Annotated in this window: 25 protein-coding genes and 1 riboswitch; of the genes, 10 read left to right on the forward strand and 15 right to left on the reverse strand. The window is 45.6% G+C overall.

The genetic code is table 11. The annotated features are described in order from the left end of the window. The first annotated feature begins 51 nt into the window (after positions 1-51). The 4 genes from mutM (at position 52) to AB4114_RS08035 (ending at position 2,967) form a co-directional block, all read left to right on the forward strand. Positions 52-912 carry a DNA-formamidopyrimidine glycosylase gene (gene mutM, locus AB4114_RS08020; RefSeq protein ID WP_441987987.1) on the forward strand — a complete coding sequence of 287 codons (861 nt, stop codon included), beginning with the start codon at positions 52-54 and terminating at the stop codon, positions 910-912. Between the two features lie 98 nt (positions 913-1,010). After that, positions 1,011-1,751: an MntP/YtaF family protein gene (locus AB4114_RS08025; protein ID WP_441987988.1), complete on the forward strand. Its 741-nt coding sequence runs from the start codon at positions 1,011-1,013 to the stop codon at positions 1,749-1,751. Between the two features lie 35 nt (positions 1,752-1,786). Then, the gene (gene coaE, locus AB4114_RS08030) at positions 1,787-2,383 is read left to right on the forward strand and encodes a dephospho-CoA kinase (protein WP_441987989.1); all 597 of its coding nucleotides are present in this window, start codon (positions 1,787-1,789) and stop codon (positions 2,381-2,383) included. Further along, positions 2,380-2,967: a lytic transglycosylase domain-containing protein gene (locus AB4114_RS08035; protein ID WP_441987990.1), complete on the forward strand. Its 588-nt coding sequence runs from the start codon at positions 2,380-2,382 to the stop codon at positions 2,965-2,967. The genes coaE and AB4114_RS08035 overlap by 4 nt, the downstream gene beginning before the upstream one ends. 100 nt (positions 2,968-3,067) lie before the next feature. Here AB4114_RS08035 and AB4114_RS08040 read toward each other — a convergent pair whose 3' ends face one another. After that, positions 3,068-3,286 (reverse strand): alpha/beta-type small acid-soluble spore protein, encoded by a 219-nt coding sequence (locus tag AB4114_RS08040; RefSeq protein ID WP_057310565.1) that lies wholly within the window; start codon positions 3,284-3,286, stop codon positions 3,068-3,070. 111 nt (positions 3,287-3,397) lie between these two features. Between AB4114_RS08040 and nrdR the strand changes: the two genes are divergently transcribed. Next, positions 3,398-3,877: a transcriptional regulator NrdR gene (nrdR, locus tag AB4114_RS08045; protein WP_056616650.1), complete on the forward strand. Its 480-nt coding sequence runs from the start codon at positions 3,398-3,400 to the stop codon at positions 3,875-3,877. A gap of 365 nt (positions 3,878-4,242) precedes the next feature. Here nrdR and AB4114_RS08050 read toward each other — a convergent pair whose 3' ends face one another. Further along, positions 4,243-4,431, reverse strand: a complete 189-nt coding sequence (locus AB4114_RS08050) for a hypothetical protein (RefSeq protein ID WP_441987991.1) — start codon at positions 4,429-4,431, stop codon at positions 4,243-4,245. A gap of 42 nt (positions 4,432-4,473) precedes the next feature. Further along, positions 4,474-4,571, reverse strand: a riboswitch (cyclic di-GMP riboswitch). A gap of 84 nt (positions 4,572-4,655) precedes the next feature. Between AB4114_RS08050 and AB4114_RS08055 the strand changes: the two genes are divergently transcribed. After that, entirely contained in the window at positions 4,656-4,829 is a 174-nt protein-coding gene (locus tag AB4114_RS08055; RefSeq protein WP_441987992.1) for a hypothetical protein, read from the forward strand. A gap of 53 nt (positions 4,830-4,882) precedes the next feature. Here AB4114_RS08055 and htpG read toward each other — a convergent pair whose 3' ends face one another. Further along, positions 4,883-6,763: a molecular chaperone HtpG gene (gene htpG / locus AB4114_RS08060; RefSeq protein ID WP_236285892.1), complete on the reverse strand. Its 1,881-nt coding sequence runs from the start codon at positions 6,761-6,763 to the stop codon at positions 4,883-4,885. Positions 6,764-7,698: 935 nt separating this feature from the next. Beyond that, on the reverse strand, positions 7,699-8,370 hold the full coding sequence (locus AB4114_RS08065) for a DUF559 domain-containing protein (RefSeq protein ID WP_441987993.1): 672 nt from the start codon (positions 8,368-8,370) through the stop codon (positions 7,699-7,701). Positions 8,371-8,478: 108 nt separating this feature from the next. On the opposite strand from AB4114_RS08065, the gene AB4114_RS08070 reads away from it, so the two are divergent. Then, positions 8,479-8,724, forward strand: a complete 246-nt coding sequence (locus tag AB4114_RS08070) for a PIG-L family deacetylase (RefSeq protein ID WP_441988148.1) — start codon at positions 8,479-8,481, stop codon at positions 8,722-8,724. A 481-nt stretch (positions 8,725-9,205) separates the two neighbouring features. Here AB4114_RS08070 and AB4114_RS08075 read toward each other — a convergent pair whose 3' ends face one another. Next, positions 9,206-9,874, reverse strand: coding sequence for an NAD-dependent epimerase/dehydratase family protein (locus AB4114_RS08075; protein WP_441987994.1), 669 nt, complete (start codon positions 9,872-9,874; stop codon positions 9,206-9,208). Between the two features lie 211 nt (positions 9,875-10,085). Continuing rightward, on the reverse strand, positions 10,086-10,916 hold the full coding sequence (locus AB4114_RS08080) for a helix-turn-helix domain-containing protein (RefSeq protein WP_441987995.1): 831 nt from the start codon (positions 10,914-10,916) through the stop codon (positions 10,086-10,088). A gap of 194 nt (positions 10,917-11,110) precedes the next feature. On the opposite strand from AB4114_RS08080, the gene AB4114_RS08085 reads away from it, so the two are divergent. Further along, entirely contained in the window at positions 11,111-13,363 is a 2,253-nt protein-coding gene (locus AB4114_RS08085) for an FAD-dependent oxidoreductase (protein WP_441987996.1), read from the forward strand. Between the two features lie 151 nt (positions 13,364-13,514). Beyond that, the gene (locus AB4114_RS08090) at positions 13,515-14,705 is read left to right on the forward strand and encodes an oxalate decarboxylase family bicupin (protein WP_441987997.1); all 1,191 of its coding nucleotides are present in this window, start codon (positions 13,515-13,517) and stop codon (positions 14,703-14,705) included. Positions 14,706-14,792: 87 nt separating this feature from the next. On the opposite strand, the gene AB4114_RS08095 is transcribed toward AB4114_RS08090, so the two are convergent. From AB4114_RS08095 to AB4114_RS08135, 9 genes are all read right to left on the reverse strand, one after another. Beyond that, on the reverse strand, positions 14,793-15,674 hold the full coding sequence (locus tag AB4114_RS08095) for a carbohydrate ABC transporter permease (protein ID WP_441987998.1): 882 nt from the start codon (positions 15,672-15,674) through the stop codon (positions 14,793-14,795). Between the two features lie 19 nt (positions 15,675-15,693). Next, entirely contained in the window at positions 15,694-16,599 is a 906-nt protein-coding gene (locus AB4114_RS08100; protein WP_441987999.1) for a carbohydrate ABC transporter permease, read from the reverse strand. A gap of 157 nt (positions 16,600-16,756) precedes the next feature. After that, a complete protein-coding gene (locus tag AB4114_RS08105; protein ID WP_441988000.1) occupies positions 16,757-18,115 on the reverse strand; it encodes an ABC transporter substrate-binding protein in 1,359 nt (452 codons plus the stop codon). Positions 18,116-18,204: 89 nt separating this feature from the next. After that, on the reverse strand, positions 18,205-19,806 hold the full coding sequence (locus AB4114_RS08110; protein ID WP_441988001.1) for a response regulator transcription factor: 1,602 nt from the start codon (positions 19,804-19,806) through the stop codon (positions 18,205-18,207). Beyond that, entirely contained in the window at positions 19,784-21,586 is a 1,803-nt protein-coding gene (locus AB4114_RS08115) for a sensor histidine kinase (RefSeq protein WP_441988002.1), read from the reverse strand. Before AB4114_RS08115 ends, AB4114_RS08110 begins: the two co-directional genes overlap by 23 nt. A 1,010-nt stretch (positions 21,587-22,596) precedes the next feature. Further along, entirely contained in the window at positions 22,597-23,052 is a 456-nt protein-coding gene (locus AB4114_RS08120; protein WP_441988003.1) for a VOC family protein, read from the reverse strand. Positions 23,053-23,131: 79 nt separating this feature from the next. Continuing rightward, on the reverse strand, positions 23,132-23,581 hold the full coding sequence (locus tag AB4114_RS08125) for a DoxX family protein (protein ID WP_441988004.1): 450 nt from the start codon (positions 23,579-23,581) through the stop codon (positions 23,132-23,134). Positions 23,582-23,601: 20 nt separating this feature from the next. Next, positions 23,602-24,198: a TetR/AcrR family transcriptional regulator gene (locus tag AB4114_RS08130; protein ID WP_441988005.1), complete on the reverse strand. Its 597-nt coding sequence runs from the start codon at positions 24,196-24,198 to the stop codon at positions 23,602-23,604. Between the two features lie 144 nt (positions 24,199-24,342). Then, positions 24,343-25,377, reverse strand: coding sequence for an AraC family transcriptional regulator (locus AB4114_RS08135; protein WP_441988006.1), 1,035 nt, complete (start codon positions 25,375-25,377; stop codon positions 24,343-24,345). Between the two features lie 112 nt (positions 25,378-25,489). Here AB4114_RS08135 and AB4114_RS08140 point away from each other — a divergent pair, with 112 nt between their 5' ends. Next, entirely contained in the window at positions 25,490-26,071 is a 582-nt protein-coding gene (locus AB4114_RS08140) for an NAD(P)H-dependent oxidoreductase (protein ID WP_246302931.1), read from the forward strand. Positions 26,072-26,140 lie beyond the last annotated feature (69 nt).

Below are 26,140 nucleotides of genomic sequence, written 5' to 3' on the forward strand. Positions count from 1 at the left end.
GGGCTAGCGGCATAAACTGCCGCTCCCAACACCTAGAAGGAGGTGAACACCTTGCCTGAGTTGCCTGAGGTCGAAACCGTCAAACGAACACTTAATGAGCTAATTACAGGGAAAACGATCGCCCATGTGGAGGTGAGGCTGCCTCGTATTATCCAGAAGCCGGATGATATTCAGCAGTTTGAAACATTGCTGCAAGGACAAACCGTTGAAACGATTGAACGAAGAGGGAAGTTTCTTCGCTTCGTGCTCACGGATTATGTGATGGTCTCCCATTTGCGTATGGAAGGCCGCTATGGCTTGTACGCAGGCGACGATCCGCTAGAGCCGCATACGCATGTTCTGTTCCGTTTTACAGATGAAAGTGAGCTGCGGTACAAAGATGTGCGGCAATTCGGCACGATGCACCTGTTCCCGAAGGGCGATGAGCTAACGCAGCCGCCTCTCATGAAGCTCGGTATGGAGCCGCTTGACGAGGCGTTCACCTTTGAAGCATTTCGAGGGGTGATAGGCCATCGAGCTACGAAGATCAAGCCGTTGCTGCTCAATCAAGCATATATCGTGGGCATCGGGAATATTTATGTAGACGAGTCCCTCTTCTTAGCGGGAATCCATCCCGAACGGGAAGCTTCCTCACTGAGTAAGAAGGAGTTAGCCTTGCTGCATGAGGCGATTATTCGTACCCTACAAGATTCCGTTGAGGTAGGCGGATCATCCATTAAATCTTATGTGAATGGGCAAGGCGAAATCGGCCTTTTCCAGCACCAATTAAACATTTATGGCAGACAATCACAGCCATGCAAAACGTGCGGCCAGGAGATTGTGAAAACCGTCGTGGGAGGCAGAGGAACACACATATGTCTCACTTGTCAACCATTAAAGCCCAAGCGGTCGCGAAAGAAGTCTGAGAAATAGGCACGAGAAGCGTACCCTCCCCATATGATATGGAGTACTTAACCTAGGTAACAGCCCATGAGGCCTGTTAGTTGGGTAAAACGCTTAGGAGGGTTTGTATGCTTCCTGTCATATCTCTGCTCATTTTGGCATTTGCAGTTTCTTTGGACGGTTTCGGTGTTGGTGTGATGTATGGGTTACGTAAAATACGAATACCCCTTATCTCAATTGGAATTATATCGCTTTGGTCTGGCATCATTATTTTTACTTCGATGCAGATCGGCGTTTTGATGTCTTCCTTCATGTCCCCTGGGTTTGCCAAACGGATTGGGGCGCTCATTTTGATCGGTATTGGCGTTTGGGCTCTTATTCAAATGAGACAAGGGCAGAAAAACCAAACGCAACAAGAGCAAACAGCTGCTGCGACAGATCAAGCGATGGTTAGCAGCATACCCTATGGAGAGATTCGCAACTCGGGTTACGTGGAGCCGGTGACATTCGATACGTTACAGCGGACCAAAGAGATTCTCAGTATTGAGCTGAAACGTTTTGGGCTTGTGATTCAAATTCTACGAACGCCTTCCATAGCGGACGTTGATAAATCAGGCAATATATCAGCCTCTGAGGCTACTTTGCTCGGCTTAGCGCTCTCTTTGGATGCCTTCGGAGCGGGAATCGGCGCTGCGCTTATTGGCTTCGTGCCGTTGTTAACGGCTTCCGTCATTTCGATTTCGAGCGGATCCTTACTTGCCGTCGGCTTGCGGATTGGTTTCCGATATGCAGAAATGAACTGGATGAAGAAGCTGTCTATTCTCCCAGGCTGTGTACTTATTGTCATGGGACTTTTGAAAATGCTATAGTTCACTAACAATGAACCTTTAGGAGAGAATCGCTTATGAATATCGGCTTAACTGGAGGTATTGCTTGTGGAAAAAGTACGGTTAGCCGCATGCTTGTTAGCCGTGGCGCACTTTTAATCGACGCCGATCAGATCGCTCGTGATGTCGTAGAGCCTGGCAGCCCTGTTCTCGAACAGGTTGCTGCGCAATTTGGACAAGCTGTGATCGGACCCGATGGATCTCTGCAACGGAAGAAGCTTGGTGAAATTATCTTTGGATCGCCAGAAGCGCGAAAGCAGCTAGATGGCTTGTTGCATCCCCCTATTCGGGCAAAGATGCGTGAACAAATGACTTTGTATGAACGGGACTACCCCACCAAGCTGGTGGTGGTCGATGTTCCTTTACTTATAGAATCGAATCTGGTCTCGATGTTTGAGGAGATCATGGTCGTTTATATTCCGCGTCACTTGCAATTGGAGCGTCTGATGCAGCGAGATGGCTTGTCAGCCGAGAATGCTCAGCTTCGACTTGATGCACAGATGTCGATTGAGGAGAAACGAAAGCTAGCCGATATCGTGATTGATAATAGCGGAACTTGGGAAGAAACCAACATGAGGGTGGAGCTGTTCTGGGTAGGGAAGGGATTGGCATGACGTTCTTTCGGAAAAAGCGAATGTTTGCTCTTCTGCTTATCATATTTGTCATGGTTCTCTTCATGAATAGCGGAATTATAGGTAGAAAGCTATATCCCATCTACTTTCAGCAGGAGATTAAGCAAAGCGCGGCGAAACACAAGATAGACCCGTTTCTAATTGCAGCCATTATTCGCGTCGAAACGAATTATAAATATCATTTAGAATCAAGCAAAGGGGCATTAGGGCTCATGCAGCTTATGCCTGATACCGCTGATTGGATTGTTGAATCCTCGAATCTAGGGCCTCATACACAAGAAGATTTGCTTCGAGTCGATATTAATATTTATTTAGGGTCATGGTATCTAAATTGGTTAATTAAGCATTATAATGGGAATTTAGTCTATGCCATTGCAGCGTATAATGCAGGTCAAGGTAATGTGAATAAATGGAAAAATGGAAACGTGTGGGACGGTTCTGAAGACAATATTCGGGATATTCCATTTGGTGAAACCCGTCATTATGTGCAGCGCGTTCTTTACTACTATGAGAAGTATACGAAGCTATACACGGACACGGAGCAATGGCAGGGTGCAGATGCTTAAGTTAGCCCCACAAAACAAAGAAGCATTGGACTAGCTCCGAATGGAGCGCAAAGTCCAATACTTCCTGTTTTGCAGAGTCAAAAGCGTGTGTTATTCAAGATTACTTGAATTGACCTGCTAGAGATTGTTCTGCGATTTGTACCAGGCGACGAGTGATGCTACCACCAATAGAGCCAGTGTCACGAGAAGTCATGTTGCCATAGTAGCCATCTTGTGGGATAGCGATACCTAGCTCCTGAGCTACCTCATACTTCAACTGATCCAAGGCTGCATTAGCTTGTGGAACGACTAAAGTATTGCTGCTTCTGTTTGAACTCATGTCTGTTCACCTCCTTGTCGGTTGGTAAATCTATTGTGTGCAGAACTCCAAACTTCAAGACATGTAACATATGGTAATGATATTTCCAAGTGTGAAAGGAGATGAAAGCGAATGAAATGCCCGTTCTGTGACCATTCTGGTACGAAAGTGCTTGATTCCAGGTCTGCCAATGAGAATAAATCCATCCGTCGGCGCCGTGAATGCGAGAAATGCGCGCGAAGATTTACAACTTTCGAAATGGTAGAAGAAACACCTTTAATTGTGATTAAAAAAGATGGAAGTCGGGAAGAATTTAGTAGAGAGAAAATTTTACGGGGCTTAATTCGTGCTTGTGAAAAAAGACCGGTTTCCATGGAGCGGCTGGAGATGCTTGTCTCCGAAGTCGAAATGCAGCTTCGTACGACGGCACATGCTGAAGTCGATAGCCTTGGCATTGGTGAAATTGTGATGGAGCAATTGTACCCCGTCGATGAAGTGGCCTACATTCGCTTCGCCTCTGTATATAGGCAGTTCAAAGACATTAACATGTTTTTGAAGGAGTTAACGCAAATATTGGGAAAGCATGATGTCGGGCTGCTCCGAGACAAATAAGCAGCACATGCAATGCTTCTAAGTAAAAGCCGCATCGCCCTATGAATGATTTCATGAGGTGACGCGGCTTTATGTTTCCTTTTGAGCTAATTCGTATGAATAGTTGTTGTGACAACCAGATTGTTCGTTGTAGTAGTAGAGGAAGAAGAAGCTGTTTGATTGGGAAAATCAGAGGGTGACACGAATTGATTCGTTTTTTTTCGAAATGTGACAAAAAATCAACAAAAGACAGCGCGAGGTGCGCTGTCTTTTGTTGATTCATCAGAGAAAAGTCAATAACGACGCGCCTTCATGAGCTTTTGAAAAAAAATTATTCTAATGACATCAACCGACTGTATTTTTGATAGCGATAAGGCATAATTCGGTTATTGAGTGCGTTTGTCCAATTCACTTCGAAGAAATTGAATAAATCGAATGGCTTCATCAGATGTTAATAGGTTGCCGCTGAATGAAAAGGAGTACATGTCCAAAATATCATCATCGGGGAGATGCAAGTTTTCGATTAAATGCTTTATGTCTATGCTCATGTTGCCGTCAATTACCATTTTATTCATGAAGCTGATTCCTCCTTTGTCGAACTGCCATTATCGGATGGAGGCGGTAGCTGGCTGACATATTGGACACTAACAAGAAGGCCAATTTAGTCCCTTTAGCTTTGCGTCACCACTTTTCAGCGGTTTTGCCCTTATCATACCGATAACGTCTTATATGAAAACTATATCACAGGTTAGGTTTACCATGCTATTAATTACATTAATTCGAAGGATGGTTGAAACATATGTCCGTCAATAGCGCAAAATTAAGTAAAATTATTCACGAATTGGATATTGTTAAGGTAGCGGAGGCGCTTGGTCTTGATCAGGCTCGTTTACTCGCTTATGTCTTTAATCGTCCAGAAGTTATTCATGTCTATGTGCTAGATGAGCCAGCATCTCCTTCGGATCCTTCTTAAATGTAAAAAGCACCGCAACATGGAAGTTGCAGTGCCTAATACATAGCATGGGGTTATACCATTATTTTACAAATATCGTTCGTGAATTCAACTGGATCCTGCAGCGGCAGACCTTCGATAAGAAGAGCTTGATTGTACAAGAGCGCTGTGTACAGGTTCAATTTCTCTTTATCTTTCTCAAAAGCATCCTTCAAGGAAGCGAACACGTCATGATTGACGTTGATTTCTAAAACTTTCTCTGCCTTAACATTCGGGTTGTTCGGCATAGCGTTCAAGATTTTTTCCATTTCGATGGTAACATCACCATCTGTAGACAAGCATACCGGATGCTTTCTCAGGCGCTTGGAAGCTTTAACGCTCGTTACTTTACCAGCCAATAAGCCATTCATGTAGTCGAATAAATCTTGATTTTCTTTTTTATCAGACTCAGAATCGTTGGCGTTATCCTCAACATCAATACCAAGATCCCCGCTTGACACCGATCTGAATTCCTTCTCTTTGTAGGTCATAATCATTTTGATTGCGAACTCATCAATATCATCTGTGAAATATAGAATCTCGTAGCCTTTATCGGTTACAAGCTCCGTTTGTGGAAGCTTATCGATTCTTTCCATCGACTCACCGGAAGCATAGTAAATGTACTTCTGATCTTCTGGCATTCTCGCAACATACTCGTCCAACGTGACAAGCTGTTTCTCCTTGGAGGAGGAGAACATCAAAAGATCCTGCAGAAGCTCTTTATGCGTGCCGTAGTCGCTGTAAACGCCGAATTTAAGCTGTCTGCCGAAGGACTTGTAGAATTGCTCGTATTTCTCTCTCTCGTCCTTCAGGAGGCTTTGAAGTGAGCCTTTGATTTTACTGGAAATATTCTTCGCAATTAATTTAAGCTGACGATCGTGCTGCAGCATCTCACGGGAGATGTTCAGCGACAAACTTTCGGAATCGACCATTCCTTTGACGAAGCTGAAATAGTCAGGAAGCAGGTCTGCACATTTATTCATAATGAGAACGCCGTTTGCGTAAAGCTCAAGGCCTTTCTCGTATTCTTTGGAATAGTAGTCATAAGGCATGTTTTCAGGGATAAATAGGATCGCTTGGTAGACTACCGCCCCATCTGCACTCACATGAATATGCTTAAGCGGCTTGTCGAAGCCGTAGTGTTTCTCGTGGTAGAACTTCTCATAATCCTCAGGAGTAAGCTCGCTTTTGTTTTTGCGCCAGATCGGCACCATACTATTCACGTGCTGCTCTTCTTGATAGTCCTCGAATTCGCTCTCGCTACCTTCTTTGAGACGCTTGCCCGTGATGTCCATTTTAATAGGATAGCGGATGAAATCCGAATATTTCTTGATGATCGCTTTCAGGCGATACTCGTCCAAGTATTCGTCGTAGTTATCATCTTCGGTATTCGCTTTTATGGAAAGAACAATCTCCGTACCAATTGAATCTTTCTCAGCTGGTGCAATCGTGTACCCGTCTGCGCCATCGGATTCCCACTTGTAAGCTGTGTCGCTGCCAAGCGCTTTACTTGTTACGGCAATGTGGTCAGCGACCATGAACGCGGAGTAGAAGCCTACCCCGAACTGTCCGATGATGTTGTGGCCGTCTTTGGCTTCGTTCTCTTTCTTGAAAGCAAGAGAGCCGCTCTTCGCGATAATCCCCAAGTTGTTCTCAAGATCTTCTTTCGTCATCCCGATACCCGTATCGCGAATCGTTAAGATGCGATTGTCTTTATCGGCTGTAATTTTGATGAAGTAGCTATCTTTGTCAAAAACGAGCGAGTCGTCGGTAAGTGCCTTGTAGTAAATTTTGTCAATCGCATCGCTGGAGTTGGAGATAAGCTCTCTTAGAAAGATTTCACGTTGTGTGTAAATCGAATTGATCATCATTTCCAAAAGACGCTTGGATTCGGCTTGAAACTGTTTCTTTTCCACGGATAGATCTCCTTTCGATATGTAGCAGGGTTTATATAATTAGCACTCGCACGCTGTGAGTGCTATACACTAACTTTATAACATCCCTGAAATTTAATGTCAATTGGCTTGGAGAGAAAATATGTGAAGTTGCGGGTAGTTATTCGTTGTGATGGCGAATAAGTGGCGCGATGCATGGAGGGGCTAACTACTTTCACAACTCTAACAACTCTAGCAACTCTAGCAACTCTAGCTACTCTAGCTACTCTAGCTACTCCATGTCCCACTTAACTTATTCTCAGGTTACCCCCGCCATCGTCCAGTATGACTAATTAGGAGTATAGCGAGTAGGGGGGAGCAATTGAGTTAGGATAGTGGTGAGAAGTAGGGAGTGTAATGAGGAGAGGTGTGTGTAATGAGAGTAATGTGAAGTAATGAGTGTAAGAGGAGAGTAGTGAGGATAAGAGAAGAATGTGTGAAAAGTGAAGTGAAATGTAGTGTTGAGAGTGAGTGTAGTGAGTAACAAATGAGAAGTAAGGAGAGAAAAGTGTAGTAAAGTAGAGTAATGTGGAGTATTGAGAGTAGTAAGAGTAATGAGAGTAATGAACAGTAATGAGTAGAAAGGGAATGGAGGCAACAAATGTAGTGCCCGATGGACTAATGTTGTTAATTTTCTGTTGACCCAGAAGTCCTCAAGTCATCTAGCACTGTCAAAAATGCAAAAGAGCACTTTTGGAATAGGTTTCCCATCCGAAATTGGAAATTGATGCAAAAAGGCATCAATTTGGAGCGATTTGAGGAGTTTCTCTTGAAATTCGTTAAAAAGGTTGCCTATTTGCACGCATTTGCCAAATACGACCATAAATTAGTAGAAAAGGTTGTATATTTGCATTTTTGAGAGTAGGGAGGATTTGCTTTAATGATCACCCCCCGCACCGATCCATCCCGCCATCGCATCACATCATTCGTATATGATCCCTTTTTACTAACTCATAACGAAGCACATGTTTGCCTTCAGCTCCGGCGTGCGGGATAAACCAGCCTTTGTCGCAGAGTGATTGGAGCACTCGAACGGTTGAGCGGTAGTTGATGTCCAGATGTGTTCGAACATCAATGGGCCGAATAGGTTGAGCCAGCGTATAAGCTAGCCTAACAATCTCCCGTTCCATCACATTGTCTAGACTGACAGGTGATGTGATAGCCTGAAATCGACTAATCAACATGCGCAGCAGTGTGATACATAGGTCAGGGCGATTCGCGACATCATCGTATGAAAATGAAATGACCTGATACCCCATCGCAGCCAAAAAGGTTTCCCTGTTCAGCTCATTGCAGTACTTCTGCCTGTCCATATCTCGCACGTGCGGGCCGTATCCTTTGATCTCGATGATTAATTTCACAAATTTCGTCAGCCAAGCGAAGTCGCAGAAATACGAACGTCCACGCCAATCTAATACTTCGAATTCTGGGTGCAACTCATCGAAATGTCCTCGGAGCTCCCACCAGACTCCCTGACAAAATAGTTTTTCTGCTTCCCGATGCCCACGCTCCAAGCGGCCTCTGCGTTCTCCGGTTCTGCGGTCCAGATGGTTTTGAATCCATACAGCATGCATGTCCTCGTAATTCATACGTCACTCTCCTCCTTTAAAATGAGAAAAACGCCCCTATCCACTCATGAAAAATGGACAGGGACGTTCTTCGTCTCTTGCAACTAAGTATAAAGGAAATCCCCTGATATCACGAGAGAACATTTTCGACATTTCTCCCCCCACCCAGATGATAACGAAGTTGGGGCAGCTGGAACGTTATTCGAACTTGCACAACGCGGTTGTCAAATCGTTTACATTACTATTTCAGATGGAAGTGGCTCAACTGGAGAGGTAGAACCAGAAGCGATCGCAGCGATTCGCCGCCTGCCGCGGCGATGCTCATGGGCGTCGTCGGGCTGTATCCTCGCTTGGATGCGGAGAAGGTGCATCTGAAATTCCACCACGATGGTGTATGGACGATTGAGTCGGGAGATGGGGCGAGTGAGCATCCATTTGTGGTCGGTAGCGAGGGAAGTAAGTAGCTGCCAAAGCATAGGATTGAGTCATTCACCGCGACAGCAGGTGTGCAAAGATTGGCCAATAGAGAAGTGGCCGAAATGAACAGAACCTCCCGAATGGGGAGGCTCTTTTGCATGCTAGAATCAACTAGGGCCGTCTCCGACTGCTCGCAACAGCGTTCACAACCGAGTAACCGTAAAATCTACAGTTAAATCTGACGATTTTCTGTCTTTTCCCGATTACCTGTAAAAAATGAAGGTAATTCGGCTGCTATGGCACTTTTGGCATAGAATGGTTAAGATTACCTGCAGAAAATACAGCTATTGCTCATGAACAGCTGATTTCGACGAAATTAACGACAGAAAATCCATCTAAATCAAAAGTCAGTCTATCTAGTGGGCGTTTATGCCTCCCCCTATTTCCCCGACGCCTCACGAATATCGCTGCTCTCCAGAATGGCTTTCGGATATCCGTCTCGCGCGACGGCGATCATGGCACGGCCAATTTGCTCGGAGTCAATGACGGCATTCGGGAACCATTTCTGTAGCAGAGGGAAAATGGGACGCAAGATGACAATGAAGGTCTGGTATAGCTTAGTTTTGGATTTGACGCCATTCTTCGGCAGAATTGCGCCAGGACGGAACATGAAGGCTGACTTAAAAGGCAGCTTGAGGAGCGCATTTTCCGTTTTACCTTTGACACGTGCCCACATGCTGCTGCCTTGCTCTGTGCTATCGGTGCTGGCACCAGTCACGTAGACGAAGGTCATGTTAGGTTGGATTTGGACGAGCCCGTTAGCAATACTCATGGTCAGATCGTAGGTGATTGCCTGATACTTTTCCTCGCTCATACCTACAGATGAAACGCCGAGGCAGAAGAAGCAAGCATCAATATTTGAAAGCTCATTCGTTAATGCAGATAGATTAGTAATATCCTTGAGAACATGCTCACGGAATTTCGATTGCTTCTGATGCGTAGAGCTTCGACCGATCGAAACGACGTTGTTAACCTGAGGATCCAGCAAACATTCACGCAATACACTTTGTCCGACCATCCCCGTTGCGCCAAAAATGAGAACGTTCATAAAAAGAGAGCCACCTTTCGCAAATAAATTAAGAGAGAAGAACAGCTAGAGACATAGTATAGCGTTTATCACCATGATGCTGATTTGGATGGGGTGCTTTTTGACAGTGGTAATAAAGTTAAGCAGTGTTGGACTAATAAATAGGACTCGATATAAGCTTTTCCTGATATGTGAAAAATACCCGCAAACGTCAAGGAGGTGGCTCGCATGTTCATAGGCGATGAAGCTTGCGGTAGGAAGATGGTGGTATATGCATGCGTTTTTTGAATACACGGCTCAAATAAAATTCGTTCTCAAAGCCGCATTGCCCAGCGATCTGCCCCAAGGTCATATCACTATCCAGCAAGAGCTGCTGTACCTTCTGCAGACGTAGCGTGGTTAAGTAATCGATCGGCAGCATGCCTGTCGATTTTTTGAATCTGCGGGTAAACTGCACCTGTGTCAATCCAAGTTCCGTGGCGATGTCTTTCATGATGCAGGTGGATGACGCTAGTTCATGCAGACGTTGAGTTGCTCCAGAAATGAGGGCATCCTTATTGTTCGTAATCCCTGCTGTCCAAGGAGATAATGCCTCTGGGCTTGCTGAATAAGCCTCTTCCACAACCAGCATCCATAGGTCTGTGAGCACATGTTGACGCAGGGAGGAGGCAATGTTTCCTTCGTGTTGGAACCATTTTTTCAAGTAGGCATAGTTAGATGACAGTCGATTGAGATCTTGGATGGAAATTTTCCCTGAGGGGATATGCGTTTCCATTGCTAACGAATGACCTAACGGATCGCACCATTGCAGCAGCATGACGTGAAAAGATAAGGGCTGAATGACTTCTCTTCGAAAAATAACCCCCGGTGGACATAGCACCAGATCTCCGAATGCAGCGATCCCTTCGTGCTCTTGAATCTGGTAGGAGAAGCTCCCATTCTCTACAGCAAACAGCACCCAAAATTCATTCAAATCCTCCTGAAGCTGAAAGGCCGATTTTTCCCTCCAATACATATGACTGAGCAACTTTGGCAGTGTCTGAGCGGCATCTTGAAGTTGCATCGCGCTTACCTATCCTCTCTCATTCCGAATCATTATGGGTATGAATTACCCCCTTTCATCTTAGTGGATTAGCTTGGCAGAAGAAAGGCATGTTACTGAAATTTTGTATAAGTTTATGCTAAAAGCGTGCATGGTTTATAGCGCCGATAATCCTATAAAATAAGGGTAATCACAGATTTCATGGAGGTTATCCAATGAGAGAAGAATCGGTAAAAAAAGATATTACGGTCATCGGTGGCGGACTTTCAGGCGTGTGTGCAGCCATAGCTGCTGCAAGATTAGGTCAGACTGTGGCACTGATTCAAAATCGACCCATACTCGGGGGCAATTCGTCAAGTGAAGTCCGTGTGTGGGTTTGCGGAGCAACAGCGCATGGCATTAATCGGTACGCACGTGAAACGGGCATTATGGGCGAGTTGTTTGTAGAGAATCAGTTCCAGAATCCTGACGGGAATCCGTATCTATGGGATCTCATCGTGCTGGAAGCCGTACGCGCTGAAGCGAATATACAGCTTTTCCTTAACACCGATGTACATGAGGTGGAAGCAGATGGGGATGAGAACAATCGAATCATTCACTCTGTTACAGGGTGGATGATGGGTTCGGAGCGGCGCATTCGATTCGAGAGCGACGTGTTTCTAGATTGTACGGGGGATGGCCTAATTGGATTCTTGGCGGGGGCCCAATTTCGTATCGGCCGGGAGGCGCGAGAAGAGTTTCAGGAGGCGTGGGCGCCTGAGATCGCAGATGACATTACACTCGGGAGTACGATTTTATTTTATACCAAAGAAGTGGGGCATCCTGTTAAATACCATCCGCCGAGTTTCGCCAAAGACATCACAACGACCTCGATCCCGATCAAACGTGTCATTCGCAGCGGCGATTCGGGCTGTCATTATTGGTGGATTGAGTGGGGCGGCGAGCTAGATACCGTACATGAGAATGAGCGTATTCGCGATGAATTATGGTCAGTTATTTATGGGATTTGGGATTATATCAAAAATTCAGGTCAATTTGATTCAGCGAATATGACGTTAGAATGGGTAGGGGCTTTACCAGGCAAAAGAGAATATCGTCGTTTCATCGGGGATTACATGCTGAACCAGAATGACATTCTAGCTCAAACGAGGTTTGAGGACACCGTCGCCTTCGGCGGTTGGTCCATTGATCTGCACCCGCCGCAGGGGATGTATGCAACGGAGAGCGGTTCGAAGCATTTGCATGCGGATGGCGTCTACCATATTCCTTTTCGCAGCTTATACTCAGTCAATGTATCCAACATGCTAATGGCTGGGCGTAATATAAGCGCATCCCATGTGGCTTTCGGTACGACACGCGTCATGGCGACTTGCGCTGTGATTGGGGAGGCCGCAGGAACGGGGGCGGCGCTATGCGTTCAGAAACAAGTGACACCGCGTGAACTGTATCAGAAACATCATAAGGAGCTCCAGCAAGTGCTGTTAAAGCAGGATGCCGCGTTGATTGGTATACGCAACGAGGATGAGCAGGATCTTGGGCGGCTGGCCAGGTTGGAGGCGTCCACTACGTTAACACGCTTGAGTGTGTCGCGTGCCGTGGAGCCTAGGCGACTGATCGACGATGTGGCGGTGCTATTCCCTGTTGAACCGCAGCTAAATGGCTTTGAGCTGCTGGTTGATGTAAGCCAAGCAACGACGATTCAAGTAGAGCTGTGGGATACAGGGAGAGCGGAGAACTATGTGCCATCGATGATGATCATGCAGACGGAGACAGCTGCGCAAGCTGGGGAACAGCAGTGGATCAGCTTTCCTCTGGATTGGGAGCCAGACGAGATGCAGAACGCTTTTGTCATTATCAAAGCGAATGAACACGTCGTGGTCTATCATTCCAATCAACAGCACACGGGAGCGATTGCTTTTGTACGAGGAACGAAGCCGATTGTGGATCCGAAGCTAGAGAATCATCAACCGGATCAGCCGGTTGTTCAGTGGAGCATGAAAAATGGCGTGGATCGCAAGCCAATCTGCTTCCGACTCACGTCGGAGACGAATGCATTCTCAGCGAAAAAGGTGACGAATGGCTATCTGCGGCCGTATGGCGCCCCGCATCTATGGATGTCGGAGCCGATGACGGCAGCCAAGGAAGAGTGGCTGGAGTTTCATTGGGACGAAGAACAAATTCTGAGGTATCTACAAGTAACCTTTAATGACAATGTGCACGAGGATTTAATTAATCTTCACGCATTCAGGACGAGTGAGGAAGTTAGACCCGAGTTAGTGAAGGACTACCGTTTAGAAGCATGGGCGGATGGGGAATGGAAAGTCCTGCAACGTGTAACAAACAATCGGAAACGTACAAGAAGGTTACAATTGGAGGCCGCCATTGCCACGGACCGTTTGCGACTTGTCGTGGAAGCGACGAATGGTTGTCCTTGCGCGGAAGTGGTTGAAGTACGGGTGTATGGGTAGGGAATTAGGTCCTCTGGGGAGCGGTATTTCAGCTTATCGTGTCATTATCTTATTCCATTTGGTTCGATAGTAATGAACATTGAGGCAGTCTCATATATCAATTAGGATGAGATACAAGGTATGTTCAGCTTATTGGAAAGGAGACGACCAGATGGATACTCCGAATAGGAATCAGCGTATATATGGCAATGTACCTCAGCCGATCCGACCAGACGGAGCTGGCGGGATCGATAGCGGTCCTCGAGATGTTATGAGGGATATGGAAAACCCCAATATGTTAGTTCCGCCAGTAACAGACTCTGGCTTGCTGCCGAATTTGAAATTTTCATTTTCCGATACGTCGATGAAATTAAATTTTGGAGGCTGGTCACGAGAAGTTACGGTTAGGGAATTACCAATTGCAACCACGATGGCGGGTGTCAACATGAGTTTGACGCCTGGTGGTGTTCGCGAATTGCATTGGCACCAACAAGCAGAATGGTCCTATATGATTTTAGGATCAGCTCGGATCACGTCGATTGACCAAGAGGGGCGGAATTTTATTGCCGATGTGGGTCCAGGGGATCTTTGGTATTTCCCTCCAGGACTCCCTCACTCCATTCAGGGATTAGAGCATTGTGAATTCCTCTTGGTATTTGATGATGGTAATTTCTCGGATCTTAACACAATCTCCATCTCCGATTGGTTTTCACGAACGCCGAAAGATGTGCTTTCCGCCAATTTTGGCGTTCCCATGAGTGCTTTTAACAACATTCCCCAAGAGCAAGTTTATATCTATCAAGACAAGGTTCCTGGTCCAATCGAAAGCCAGAAAGTAGATTCCCCTTATGGGACGATTCCGCTTAGTTTTAAGCATCGACTGCTCGCGCAACCCCCGATCAAAACACCAGGCGGCAGCGTCAGGATCGTAGATTCTACTAATTTTCCGATATCCAAAAATATTGCAGCAGCGCTAGTTGAGATTGAACCTGGCGGAATGAGAGAGTTGCATTGGCATCCGAATAACGATGAATGGCAGTACTATCTGACAGGACAGGGACGCATGACCGTTTTCGCTGGGAATGGCAATGCTCGTACATTCGATTATCGCGCTGGTGATGTTGGTTATGTGCCATTTGCATTGGGACATTATATACAGAACACGGGTACACAATCGTTATGGTTTTTGGAGATGTTCAAGAGTGATCGGTTTGAGGATGTGTCGTTAAATCAATGGATGGCGCTTACGCCACGCGATCTGGTTAGTACGAATTTGAACGTCGGTCCAGAGGTGTTGAATGCGCTGCGCAAAGAAAAGTGGCCTGTCGTCAAATATCCGGGATTCTCATATTACCCGAAATAAAAAATAAGGCTATTTCAAGTAGAATATCTACAAGAGATAGCCTTTTCTCATTTTAACGAATGCTTAATTCATTCCTTTTTTGTGAGGCTAGCCTTTCAATCCCGAGCTTGCAATTCCCTCTACGAACCATTTTTGACAAACAACCACGACGATGAGCAGAGGAACAAGCCCAGAAACGGAAGCTGCCATGGTGAGGACATAATTCGTACCGAACTCTTCAACATAACTCGTTAAGCCTAATGGAATCGTGTACAAGTCTTTCTCTCGAAGCATAATCAGCGGGGTTTCGTATTCGTTCCAATGCCAAGTAAAAGAGAGAATCAAGAGTGTGACTAGCGCAGGCTTGATCAACGGCAAACAAATTTGCCAGAAGGTTCGCCAGTAGCCCGATCCATCAACACGACCTGCTTCCAGCAGTTCGTTCGGAAGGCTGATGAAGAACTGACGCATCAAGAAGGTGCCGAATACGGTAAATAAACCTGGTAAAATAATGGAAGCGTGTGTATTGATCAGCTGCAGCTGATCGAACAAGATGAAGCGAGGGACAAGCAACACCTGGCCCGGAATCATCATCGTTGATAAATAAAGCAGAAACAGAAAGTTACGGCCTTTGAAGCGTATTTTGGCAAAAGCGTAGCCAGCCATGGCACTCGTAAGTAGGTTGCCAGCAACAGTGATTCCCGTAATTTTGATTGAGTTCCAATAGAATAAATAGAATGGATCTGTGCCGGCCCAGACTTTCTTATAATTCTCAAAATGCCATGTATTCGGAATCCAATCGATCGGATATTGGAATACTTCGCCATTAATTTTGAAAGAGGTAGATATCATCCAGAGAAAAGGCAGAATCATAACGATGGAGATCGCTCCCAAGATGATGGTAAGGAGGATCTTCAACCAGAAGCTGCCCTTTCTGATAGTGGCAATAGTTGTTTTTCGTGTAGTTTCAAGAGGTACGATCGTTTCCATAGGGGTTGCTCCTTTACAATTAGAAGTGCTGCTGCCAACGTTTCTGGCTCTGCCATTGAATGATCGTGACGACGAAGATGATGGCGAATAGTACCCAAGACACGGTAGCGGCATAGCCCATTTTGTAGAATCGGAATGCGAGTAAGTAAATGTGATAGGAAAGTACCATTGTCGAATCTATAGGACCACCCTGTGTCATAATGTTGACGGGTCCGAATATCTGGAAGGAGCCGATAATGAGAGTAATGGCAACGAGAAAGGTGGTTGGCGTGAGCATAGGAATAGTAATTTGGAAAAACTGACGAATTTTCGAAGCACCATCAATATCGGATGCCTCGTACAAATCCTTGGAAATCCCTTGCAATCCGGCCAAGTAAATGACCATCGCGTATCCGATCGTTACCCACACCTGCATAATGATTATCGCGAAAAGAGCAGAATTCGGGCTCGACAACCAACCTGGTGGATGATCAATGCCAACGGACTTGAGCAACTGGTTGATCGGACCATCGGACGCACGATACATAATACTCCAAATGACAGATACAGCGACGAGCGAGCTGACATAGGGCAGGAAGATCAGTGTTCGCAGTGTCTGCTTGAAAAACACATACTTGTTCAGTACGACAGCAAACAGGAGTCCTATAATGATAGAGCCTGGAACGCTGACTAATGTAAAGACCATATTATTTTTGAGTGCTTTCACGAATTTCGGATCACTGCCCAGCGCTTTGAAATTATCTAAGCCCACCCATTCGATCCCCGCAAACCCTTTGAGATATTCCCAATCTACGAATACGAGGTACAAACTGAATAGGATCGGCAGCAATATAAAGATAAGGTACCCTGAGAAGTTGGGCAAAATGAACAGGTAGCCTGCAAGGTTTTCCCTGAATTTGGCGTTCTGCCAGAAATGTCGTTTCATTCGTAAGCCACCCTTTCGAATTCATGTGTTAACGTAACTTTACCAAGCGAATGAAAGAATTCCCATAGCGTGAACGTGATCTTTTCTGTAGTTTCATTGAAAAAACCTCCAGCAAGAATCTGCTAGAGGTTTCCAAATGACTGAGAATGAATTTGCCTTATTTTTTAGCGCCTTTGATCGTCGTATCCGCACGCGTTTTCATTGTGTCCAAAGCCTTGTCAAGCGGTTGAGCACCAAGCAGATATTTCTCCATCTCATCTTTAAAGATGGCTCTTAGTTCAGTTGGAACAGGTACGTTGTAGGACGTTGGGAATGTGTAATTGCCAGCTAGCAGTGCTTTCAAGGAGGCTTCGTCTATCAGATCCTTCGCATCACCGATGAGGATAGAAGCGATTTTACCAGCATCTGCTTTTTTATTCGTTGGAATACGGCCGCCTGGCACCATGGCCATGTTGCCTTCTTGTAAGTACCAAGAGATAAATTTAAAGGCAGCTTCTTTGTTTTTACTGTTTTTATTAATGGACATATAATCACCCATACCGCCGCCTGGATTAATGTTGCTGCCTGCTGTGAATTGCGGATAAGGAGCGAATGCGACTTTGAAATCATGCGGGAAGCTCTTAATGTCCTTGATATAGCGGATGATGTAAATAGCGGTAGCAGACATTGCTGTTTTACCTGTCAGAAGCTCATTTTGCACCGTAATCTTACCGGCAACAGCTTCGGAATATTTCATCATAACACCTTTGTCTTCCAAGCTCTTCTGCATTTCCAAGCCTTTCTTCATAGCTGGGCTATTGAAATTGGAAGTGCCATCTGCAGCGATTACCCAGTCTTGCGGTTTGGCTGTTTGTAGAACCGTATCACCAAACCAATTCAAAGCTGGATCTAGCATTGTACCCTTCATAGCACCTTTGTTAAGCTTGGTGGCCATTGCACTGAAATCGTCCCATGTCCATGCCGTAGGCAGTTTCTCGCCTGCTGCATCCAAGGCTTTCATATTGAAAAGGACAGCGCCTACGTTCTTGTTAGCAGGCAGATAATAATATTTGCCGTCTGCGAATTTCTTAATGTTCGCTGCCCCGATAATGCCCTCCACATCGAAGCCTGCTTTGGCAATCAGATCATCCAATGGCTCTGCCATGCCAGCAGCTTGGCGTTTCGTCATATAGGCATCACCGTAGTTCATATAAATATCTGGCGCATCCGTATTGGAGAGCAGGGCTGTTTCGAGCTTCAGGTTGCCCGGGTCGTCATTGACATACCGTGTATATTCTACTTTAATGTTCGGATTCGCTTTATTCCAAGCGTCGACGGCATCTTGTGGTCCGCTTTCTGGCGGAACGCCTCCCCAGAATTTAAGGGTAACTGGTTTCTGTGCTTCAGGTGTAGGAGCAGCTGTGGCAGCCACTGTTGCAGCTGCGGAAGGTGAAGCTTCGGGTGTTTTGGAGCAACCGGTTACGAGAACGCTTACAGCAAGGGCGATTGATGCCCCCATGCCAAATACTTTTTTCATTTGTTCATCCCCTTTTCTTTTGGTAGTTAAATCGTAATGCATATTTTCCCAAAAAGACACGGAGTATTCTTTACGAAGTAAGCATTATTCTATGATGTTCGATGACCGAAGATGAGCTTTCGGAATTCGGTTGGATACATGCCTTCCATTTGCTTGAAGCTGCGGCTGAAATGATTCGGATCGGCATACCCGATGAGCTCAGAAATTTCGAAAATTTTGTAATCCGGATTCTTGAGCAGCTCGCGGGCATTTTTCATCCGAACATTCGTCATATAATCGGTGATCGTTTTGCCGGTTTCTTTTTTGAACAAAATACTCAAATAATTCTCTGTATAACCAACGGTACTGGCTAAATCAGCTACTTTGAGGGGTAAATTGTACTTCTCCATAATTTGACGGATCACCATTTGAATCTCCGGTCGGAGTTTCTCTTTCCCATGCTCACGCTTGTACGCCAGAAAGACGGGCAGCCATCCGATGAACCAGTCGGATATCGCCTGCAAAGTTTCAGCATTGCGAATGACGTGGTACGGATATTGCTGCTCATGAAGGGTAACGGAGTAAATATCGCCGCCTTCGGCCTTCAGGCAGCGTGCGAAAATATGAAGCAGACCAAGCCACTGCTCTCGCAATAGGGCAGGAGGAATATTCTTATTGCGGCAAAGCTCCTCTGTCCAGGCGGTAATCTTCTCACGTAAGCCGATTTCGTCACCTTCTTCGATACGTTTCATCCATTCTTCTTCCTGCCATGGCTCAGATAGCGTGGGAGGTGAACCATGTAAATGATCATAGTAAACGATGCATGAGCCCCCGTAGTAGAACCGGTAGCTTAAGGCATGGTCTGCTTTTTCATAGGCTTGATGCAGAGCAAATGTATCCTCGTTGGAGGGGGACACACCGATGGCTAGCGATATTTTCAAAAAAACTTGTACAGCATTCTGCATTTCGACCAACATGTTCGCGTTGATTTGACCAGTAAGGACGCAGAACTTTCCAACTGCCATCTCAACTAGCTCGCCATTGCCATACTTCTTAAGAATCTCATTGAGGACATTTTTTACCGTGTATGTCAAAAGACGATCGCTTTGGAAACGGTTATTTTGCGTTAATTCATCGTAAGAATCGATCTGGATCACCGCCGCTGATAAGGGGGTATTGAATAGTTCCAGTTGGAATTCTCGCCATACTTGTTCGATTTCCCCGCGGGAAACATGGCCTTGGAGGAGCTCGCGCAACCGTTTTTCTTTGACCTCGTTGCTATATTGATTCACCTTCTGCTCAAGCTGCGTTCTTGCATTCTGGCCTTGTTTCTCCAGTTGTAATTGATCCTGGATTGCGCGGAGCTTCTCCATTAGCTCGGAGGGATTGATTTCTAATTTCGTGACATATTCGATGGCACCTAGGCGTAATGCCTGTTGGACATAGTTGAAGTCGTTATGATTGGATAAAATGAGACATTTGATCGCCGGCCAGCGTTCACGAATCTGTCTCAATAGTTCAAGCCCGTCCATCTCCGGCATCCGAATATCCGTAAGTACGACGTCGCAAGCCTGCGATTCTAATATTTTCAAAGCTTCCAACCCATTAGCAGCTTCTCCTATGACCTGGAACTCTTCGTTATCTCTCGGAATGATCGTTTTTAAGCCAATGCGCACAAGGATCTCATCATCAACGATCAGAATTCTCAGCATCTGTATTCCTCCTTTTCAAAGGCAGTACCAATAATAGTCGGACGCCTTCGCCCTCTACGCTTGAGATGTGCATGCCGTACTGCATGCCAAAGTGGAGCTTAATTCGTTCATTTACATTGCGTATACCGATGCCGCTGAACTTTGCGTGTGGCTGATTCAGAGAAGATTCGACTTGCCCAATCATCTCCATACTCATGCCTACACCGTTATCCTGCATCACAATATGCAGATTCCCATTAACTTCTTCAGCTTGAAGCTCAATAAGAAGCGGGAACCGATTGCCATGAATAATACTGTTCTCTACGGCAGGCTGCAGCGTGAATTTTAGCACTTCGCAGTCAAGCAGCGCTTCCGGAATGTGATAAGTAAATGTGATCTGATCATGATATCGAATTTCCTGGAGAGATAAGTACACTTGTAAATAGTCCAGTTCTTCTTGCAACGTGACGAATTCTTGTTCATTCCGCATGGTGAAATTCAGCAGTTTACCCAGTTTGGTAATCATTTCACTGATATGATCAGCACCAGAAAGCAGTGCCATCCATTTGATTGAATTGAGTGTATTGAGTAGAAAATGCGGATTAATTTGCGCTTGAAGTGCTTGGAACTGTGCTTTCTGCTTGCGCCGCTGCTCATCATATAAGTCGGATATGAGATCTTGCAGATGCAGCACCATGCGATTGAAGTTATTGCCAAGCAGGGCAATCTCGTCTTCCCCTTTTATCGTAACCAGTGTATTAAATTCCCCTTTACCAACCTTGGTCATGGATTTGGCCAATTGTTTGAAAGGACTCGTTACACGAAGCATGAGTATGATGAAGGCGATGGCAAATAGAAGGAACCAGGCGACAACCCAGGTGATGGATTTGTCTTTTTCCCGACTAAGCTGGGTGACGAAATCCTTCTGATTCATGAATTGGACTAGCCGCCAACCTAGCTGTGGTACGAAAGCGTCATTCATAAAATAAATATGGTCATTGATTTTCACTTCTTGAATGCCATTTACATTGGTACGAACGTTCTGAAGGGCATGATTCGCCAACAAATCTGCAGCTGCACGATCACCGATTAAGAGATTCTGGTCTTCATCGACGAGGACAGAGGTTATGCCTGCAGCTTGTTGCTTCTGGATCTCGGCTTTCGGGTAGAAGAAAACTGGGATCGGTACGCTGATAAAAAACACACCATAGTTACTCGTATATTCGCCATTAATTTGTCTCGTCATGACGATCAGATCTTGTTTATTATTGGATGAAGGAAGTGAGTAGGGAACCGTCCAATAAGGAAAACCATTGCGTTTCAGCGTAGGTTCGTACCAGCTTTCCTTATAGAAGGATTGAACATTCGTTGGCGTAACGGCAGACCAGGTCGTATGTGTAAAACCTCTGTTGTCGTATAATCCAAGCTGTGTCGTACTGTCGAGAAGGAGATCTTTGACGTTAGACATTTTTTTTTGCAGGCTTGTGAGCTTAATGAAGGAAAGGTAGTTATTGGACCAATCCGCAGGCTCTTTCAGAAACTTCTCCGTCTCTGGATCATTAATAATCAGACTAGACGCGGTGATCATGCGAACGGCCATCTCATTCATGGCTGTGGCTTTTTGGGATACGGCGGCTTGATTGGATTGGTTGAGCTGAATTTGCACAATATCTTCAGAAGACTTATAGAATCGGTATAGGATGATCACAACTGGAAGTATGATCAGGAAAAATAAGGAGATCAGAATCTTGCCACGCAAAGTCTTGATTGGACTGCGAAGTTTCATCATGGATGTCACCATTAGCCTCATCTTCTAGGATTAGGAATCTCTTCTATCATACAACGACGACCCTTATCCTGCTAGAGAGAGTAGGAAGAAGCGCAGTATTTCAAAGAATATGCCGTATAAAACAAAGAATATGCTTGGTCAATGTTGGGCGATTGAAGGGGCAATAGGCGGATAAGGGAATACGTATAAAAAGAGGCGTGAGATTCTCTCACCACCTCTTGTATGCTAATTGATTCACAGCTTTCGGATCCATCCAGAATAATTCCCATTGATGGCCGTCAAGATCTTGGAAAGTGCGTGTGTACATAAAGCCGTGATCCGATTTGAAGCTCACCGAAAATAGTCCGTGTTATGAGAAAAAGTGGGCCCCCTAGAAGCCATGGTACTGGTGGGGGACCCTCTTTTGGTGACAAGTGCGATAATAAAGGATGACATTTCTCCATTTCACCTTGTGCGTGATGCGACTAAAGTAGCTGTAAATATGCAAAATTGCGAAAGTGCAACCTTTTGTAAGGGAAAGAGCCCACGAGCAGAAATGGTTGCAAATGTGCAACTATTTCTGCCCGTGGGCTCATTTATGTGGCGTTTCGGTGCAAAAGGTTGCCTTTTCGCACGCATTTGGCGATGAGTAGTCGTTTTCGCTGAAAATAAGTGTTCTTTCGCATCTTTGGGGCATTCCGACATGCCATGCGCCGCTGTAACGATGTTTTTCATCGTTACAGTGCGGAGAGTGAGCGAAACCGGTCCAATGCGCTGCTGTAACGATGTTTTTCATCGTTACAGTGAGGAGAGCGAGCGAAACTGGTCCAATTCGCTGATGTAATGATGTTTTTCATCGTTACAGCGCAGAGAGCGAGCGAAACTGGTCCAATTCGCTGCTGTAACGATGTTTTTCATCGTTACAGTGAGGAGAGTGAGCGAAACTGGTCCAATTCGCTGATGTAACGATGTTTTTCATCGTTACAGTGAGGAGAGCGAGCGAACTGGGCCGAATTCGCCCCCGTTGCTGCTTCTTTTCGTACTTATCCCTCGTAAGCTTGCTTAAGCGCGGCGATATCAATCTTTTGCATGCCGAGCATCGCGTTCATCACACGAGCCGCTTTCACGCGATCTTCGGCATTGAGTAGTTCCCCTAGGGTGCTCGGGATGATCTGCCAGGACAGGCCGAATTTATCCTGTACCCAACCGCAACGTTGAGGCTGGCCGCCTTCAGACAGTTTCTCCCACAAGGTGTCGATCTCATCCTGTGACTCGCAGTTGACATATAGCGAAAAGGCAGGAGTTAATTTATAATGAGGCCCGCCATTTAACGCCATATACCGCACTCCACCAAGCACAAATGTTCCTGATATAACTCTTCCCTCAGGCCCAGAGCGATTGATACTTTCAATTTGGGAATCGCTGAAAATGGACGTGTAGAAGTTCATTGCCTCTTCGGCATTGCCGTCGAACCATAAGAATGGAGAGATTTTTTGCATGTTAGCAGCTCCTTTTATTAGGTATTGTATCACAAATATTGTTTAATTCATGCGCATCGTAACTGATATCTCATCCCAGCTAATTCCTAAACCAAGGTGATGCCAACACGACAGCCGCGATAAAAACGAGTTGCAGTACGATCCGAACTGTCAATCGAGGCACTGGTTTGCCGCCAATGGTCAACTTCTTGCGAGCAGCAAGTACATTTGCGGGAAACATAGCGAGCAGCAGAAGCAATAGACCAATCGAGGCAGCCAGTGACACAACGGGAATCAGTATCCCGATAGCACCTGCGATTTCTAAGTAGCCCGTAATGGTTACGATCGAGGCGGGTCTTGGGAAAGCAGGAGGGACCATCCGAATCAGATCTAGACGTCTTTTACCCCAATGTGCGGAGGCTGTAAGCAGAAACATGACAGCGACTGCGCCTTGCAGTGCGGTGTGCCAATCATCGAAATAAGACCATCCGAGAGAACCTATTCCGCAAAAAAGTAGAAAAGATGACATCAAGGCAATGAAAGGTGCCATGCGAATACCTCCTAGAGAACTTATTTGGATTGGTTTTTCAAAATGGTGGACATAAATGTAGACACCTCAGTGGAGATCTGAGTGGTTGTCGAGGCAAAAGATGAACGGACACGTAATCCAAGGGAGAGCAGGACGAACATTTCAGCTGTTTGGTCCGGGTTAACGTTATCCATAATGACACCGTGGAGTTGACCAATTGTGATCCAATTTTTAGCAAATGAAACGGATCGCTCATAAAAATGCTGCAACACATCCGCAACGGTAGGATCATCTTCCTTGCCAAGTAAGTATTTGAGTATTTTATTCGTGATATCATGAGAATCTTCTAGCGCGATGAGATTATGAGTGATGCTTTGCATTGGTCCCTCAAAGGATTTGGCAGCGTGTTCCGTCTCCTTCATGAATTTCGTATTCGTTTCTTCAAGTCGCTCGTGCAGCACCATCGCATAAATTTCGTCCTTACTCTTCACATAATGAAAGATTGCTCCTTTGGAAAGCGATGATTGATCCATGATGTCTTTCATCGTGATAGCGTGGCAGCCTTTTTCCTTCAACAGCGCTTTCGTCGCTTCGAGGAGCTTTCGTGTGGTGATTTCTCTACGTTCCTCATTCTTCATAGGCACAATCCTCCGTCTTTTGGAAATAAATCCATAACCTCATTATATAAACAGACCGTCGGTTTGTAAATGGATAAAAAGAAATACGCCACAAGAGTCAAACCCCAGCAGCGTCGTTCCCCATCATTTGATTGAGCAACATCCTCAGCCATTCACGCGCATTTGTCCACTTTGGATCGTAGCTCGATATTGTCCAGGCGTTAAGCCAGTCCATTTTTTAAAAGCATTTTGAAAGGCACTAGGTTCGGAAAAATGGAGCACATAAGCGATGTCCCCAACGGAAAACTCCCATTTGCGAAGGTAGCCCATGGCTAATTCTTTACGTACTTGAATAGAGAGATCGTTATATGTCGTATTCTCTTCTTTCAATTTATGTTGGAGTGTACGTGAGCTCATTTGGAGGAAATCTGCCGTTTGCTGCAAGGATGGGAAATAGGACGGCATACACGTGCGTATCCACTGGATAACTTGCTCAGTGAGTCGACTAGCTTGCGTCAGCTCCTGTCTAGTTTCTTGTGCGATATTCTCAAATATGCTCAGTAACTTAGCATCGGAATAGAGGACAGGGTAATGCAATACATCCTTACTGAAACGCAAGTAATTGCTATTCGCAGCGAAGCGGGGGATTCGTCCAAATACGGGTTGATAAGGAGTTAATTCTACCGTTGCTTCGTGCCGAAATGCGACCTCCAGAAGTGGGATTACACGGTTACTGAGTCTCCCTATCAATCGGAATAAGGAGCTGGCCATATCTTCTATACAATGACGGGACATCTGCCCCTGTCCGGGATGCTGTAGAAACATGGATATCCGTACATCTTCGCCATCCACGTCCCAATCCAAATTGAATCCGCTGCATAGCAGCACATTATATCGTTGGTAAGCTGCTAACGCATCGCCAACGGTTTGGGAATGCATCATGACATAGCCAAGGATGCCCATATCGGCGAATTCCATGATCTGTCCTTGATGTAAGCCGAAATGAGTATCCTGCGTATAATGGGCCGCGGCTATCGTTAATCGCTCCAATTCCTCGCCTGAGATGCGTGCCTCTACATCCTGGAGAAGACTGCCGTCAAAGGAAGCATACTTACAAAATTGCTCCGAATCAAAGCCTTTTTGTACCACTGTTTTCAGAATGGGGTACACCATAGAAATGGCAACACCTTGGCTTTTCAAGTTGAAAATCCCTCCTTTGCGTGAATCAGCAATTGGTTTGCGTGTTTCATCATTCCAATCAAATCGCATTCATTCTATGCTGATTATAGTCGCAAATAAGGAGGAAATCATCTTGAAATCGAATATTCTAGTCATTAATGGACATCCGGACCCGCAAAGCTATTGTGCAGCGCTAACGAATGCGTATATCGAAGGGGTCTCACACAATAAGGTTGACATTCAGAGGATTGATCTTCATTCCTTAACGTTTGATCCGAATCTGCAGTTTGGTTATCGTAAGCGTACAGAGCTCGAAGAGGATTTACTGCAAGCGCAGGATCTCATCCGCTGGGCTGATCATCTAGTCTTCGTTTATCCAACCTGGTGGGGGGCGATGCCAGCGTTGCTGAAAGGATTTGTTGATCGTATTTTCTTATCTGGCTTCGCTTTCAAATATCGGGAGAAGTCTGTACTCTGGGATAAGCTGCTCGTAGGTAAATCAGCGCATCTCATTGTGACAACGGATACCCCAGCTTGGTACAGTCGATGGATCTATAAGCATGCGGGTTATCGAATTATGAAAAATAATATATTACAATTCTGCGGGATTACGCCTGTACGTCTTACCGAGATAGGACCAGTTAAGTCATCTTCGCTAGAGAAACGAGTCCAGTGGTTGGAGAAAGTAAAGCAGCTTGGAACGAAGTTAGCCTAATTAAACGCACGTAAACAATCGAGTTCTAAGCGGAGTAAGCAAAGAGGGAGGTCCCTAAGGACCTCCCTC

Origin of the sequence: Paenibacillus sp. 2RAB27, from assembly GCF_052115445.1 — a bacterium.
GTDB lineage: Bacteria > Bacillota > Bacilli > Paenibacillales > NBRC-103111 > Paenibacillus_E.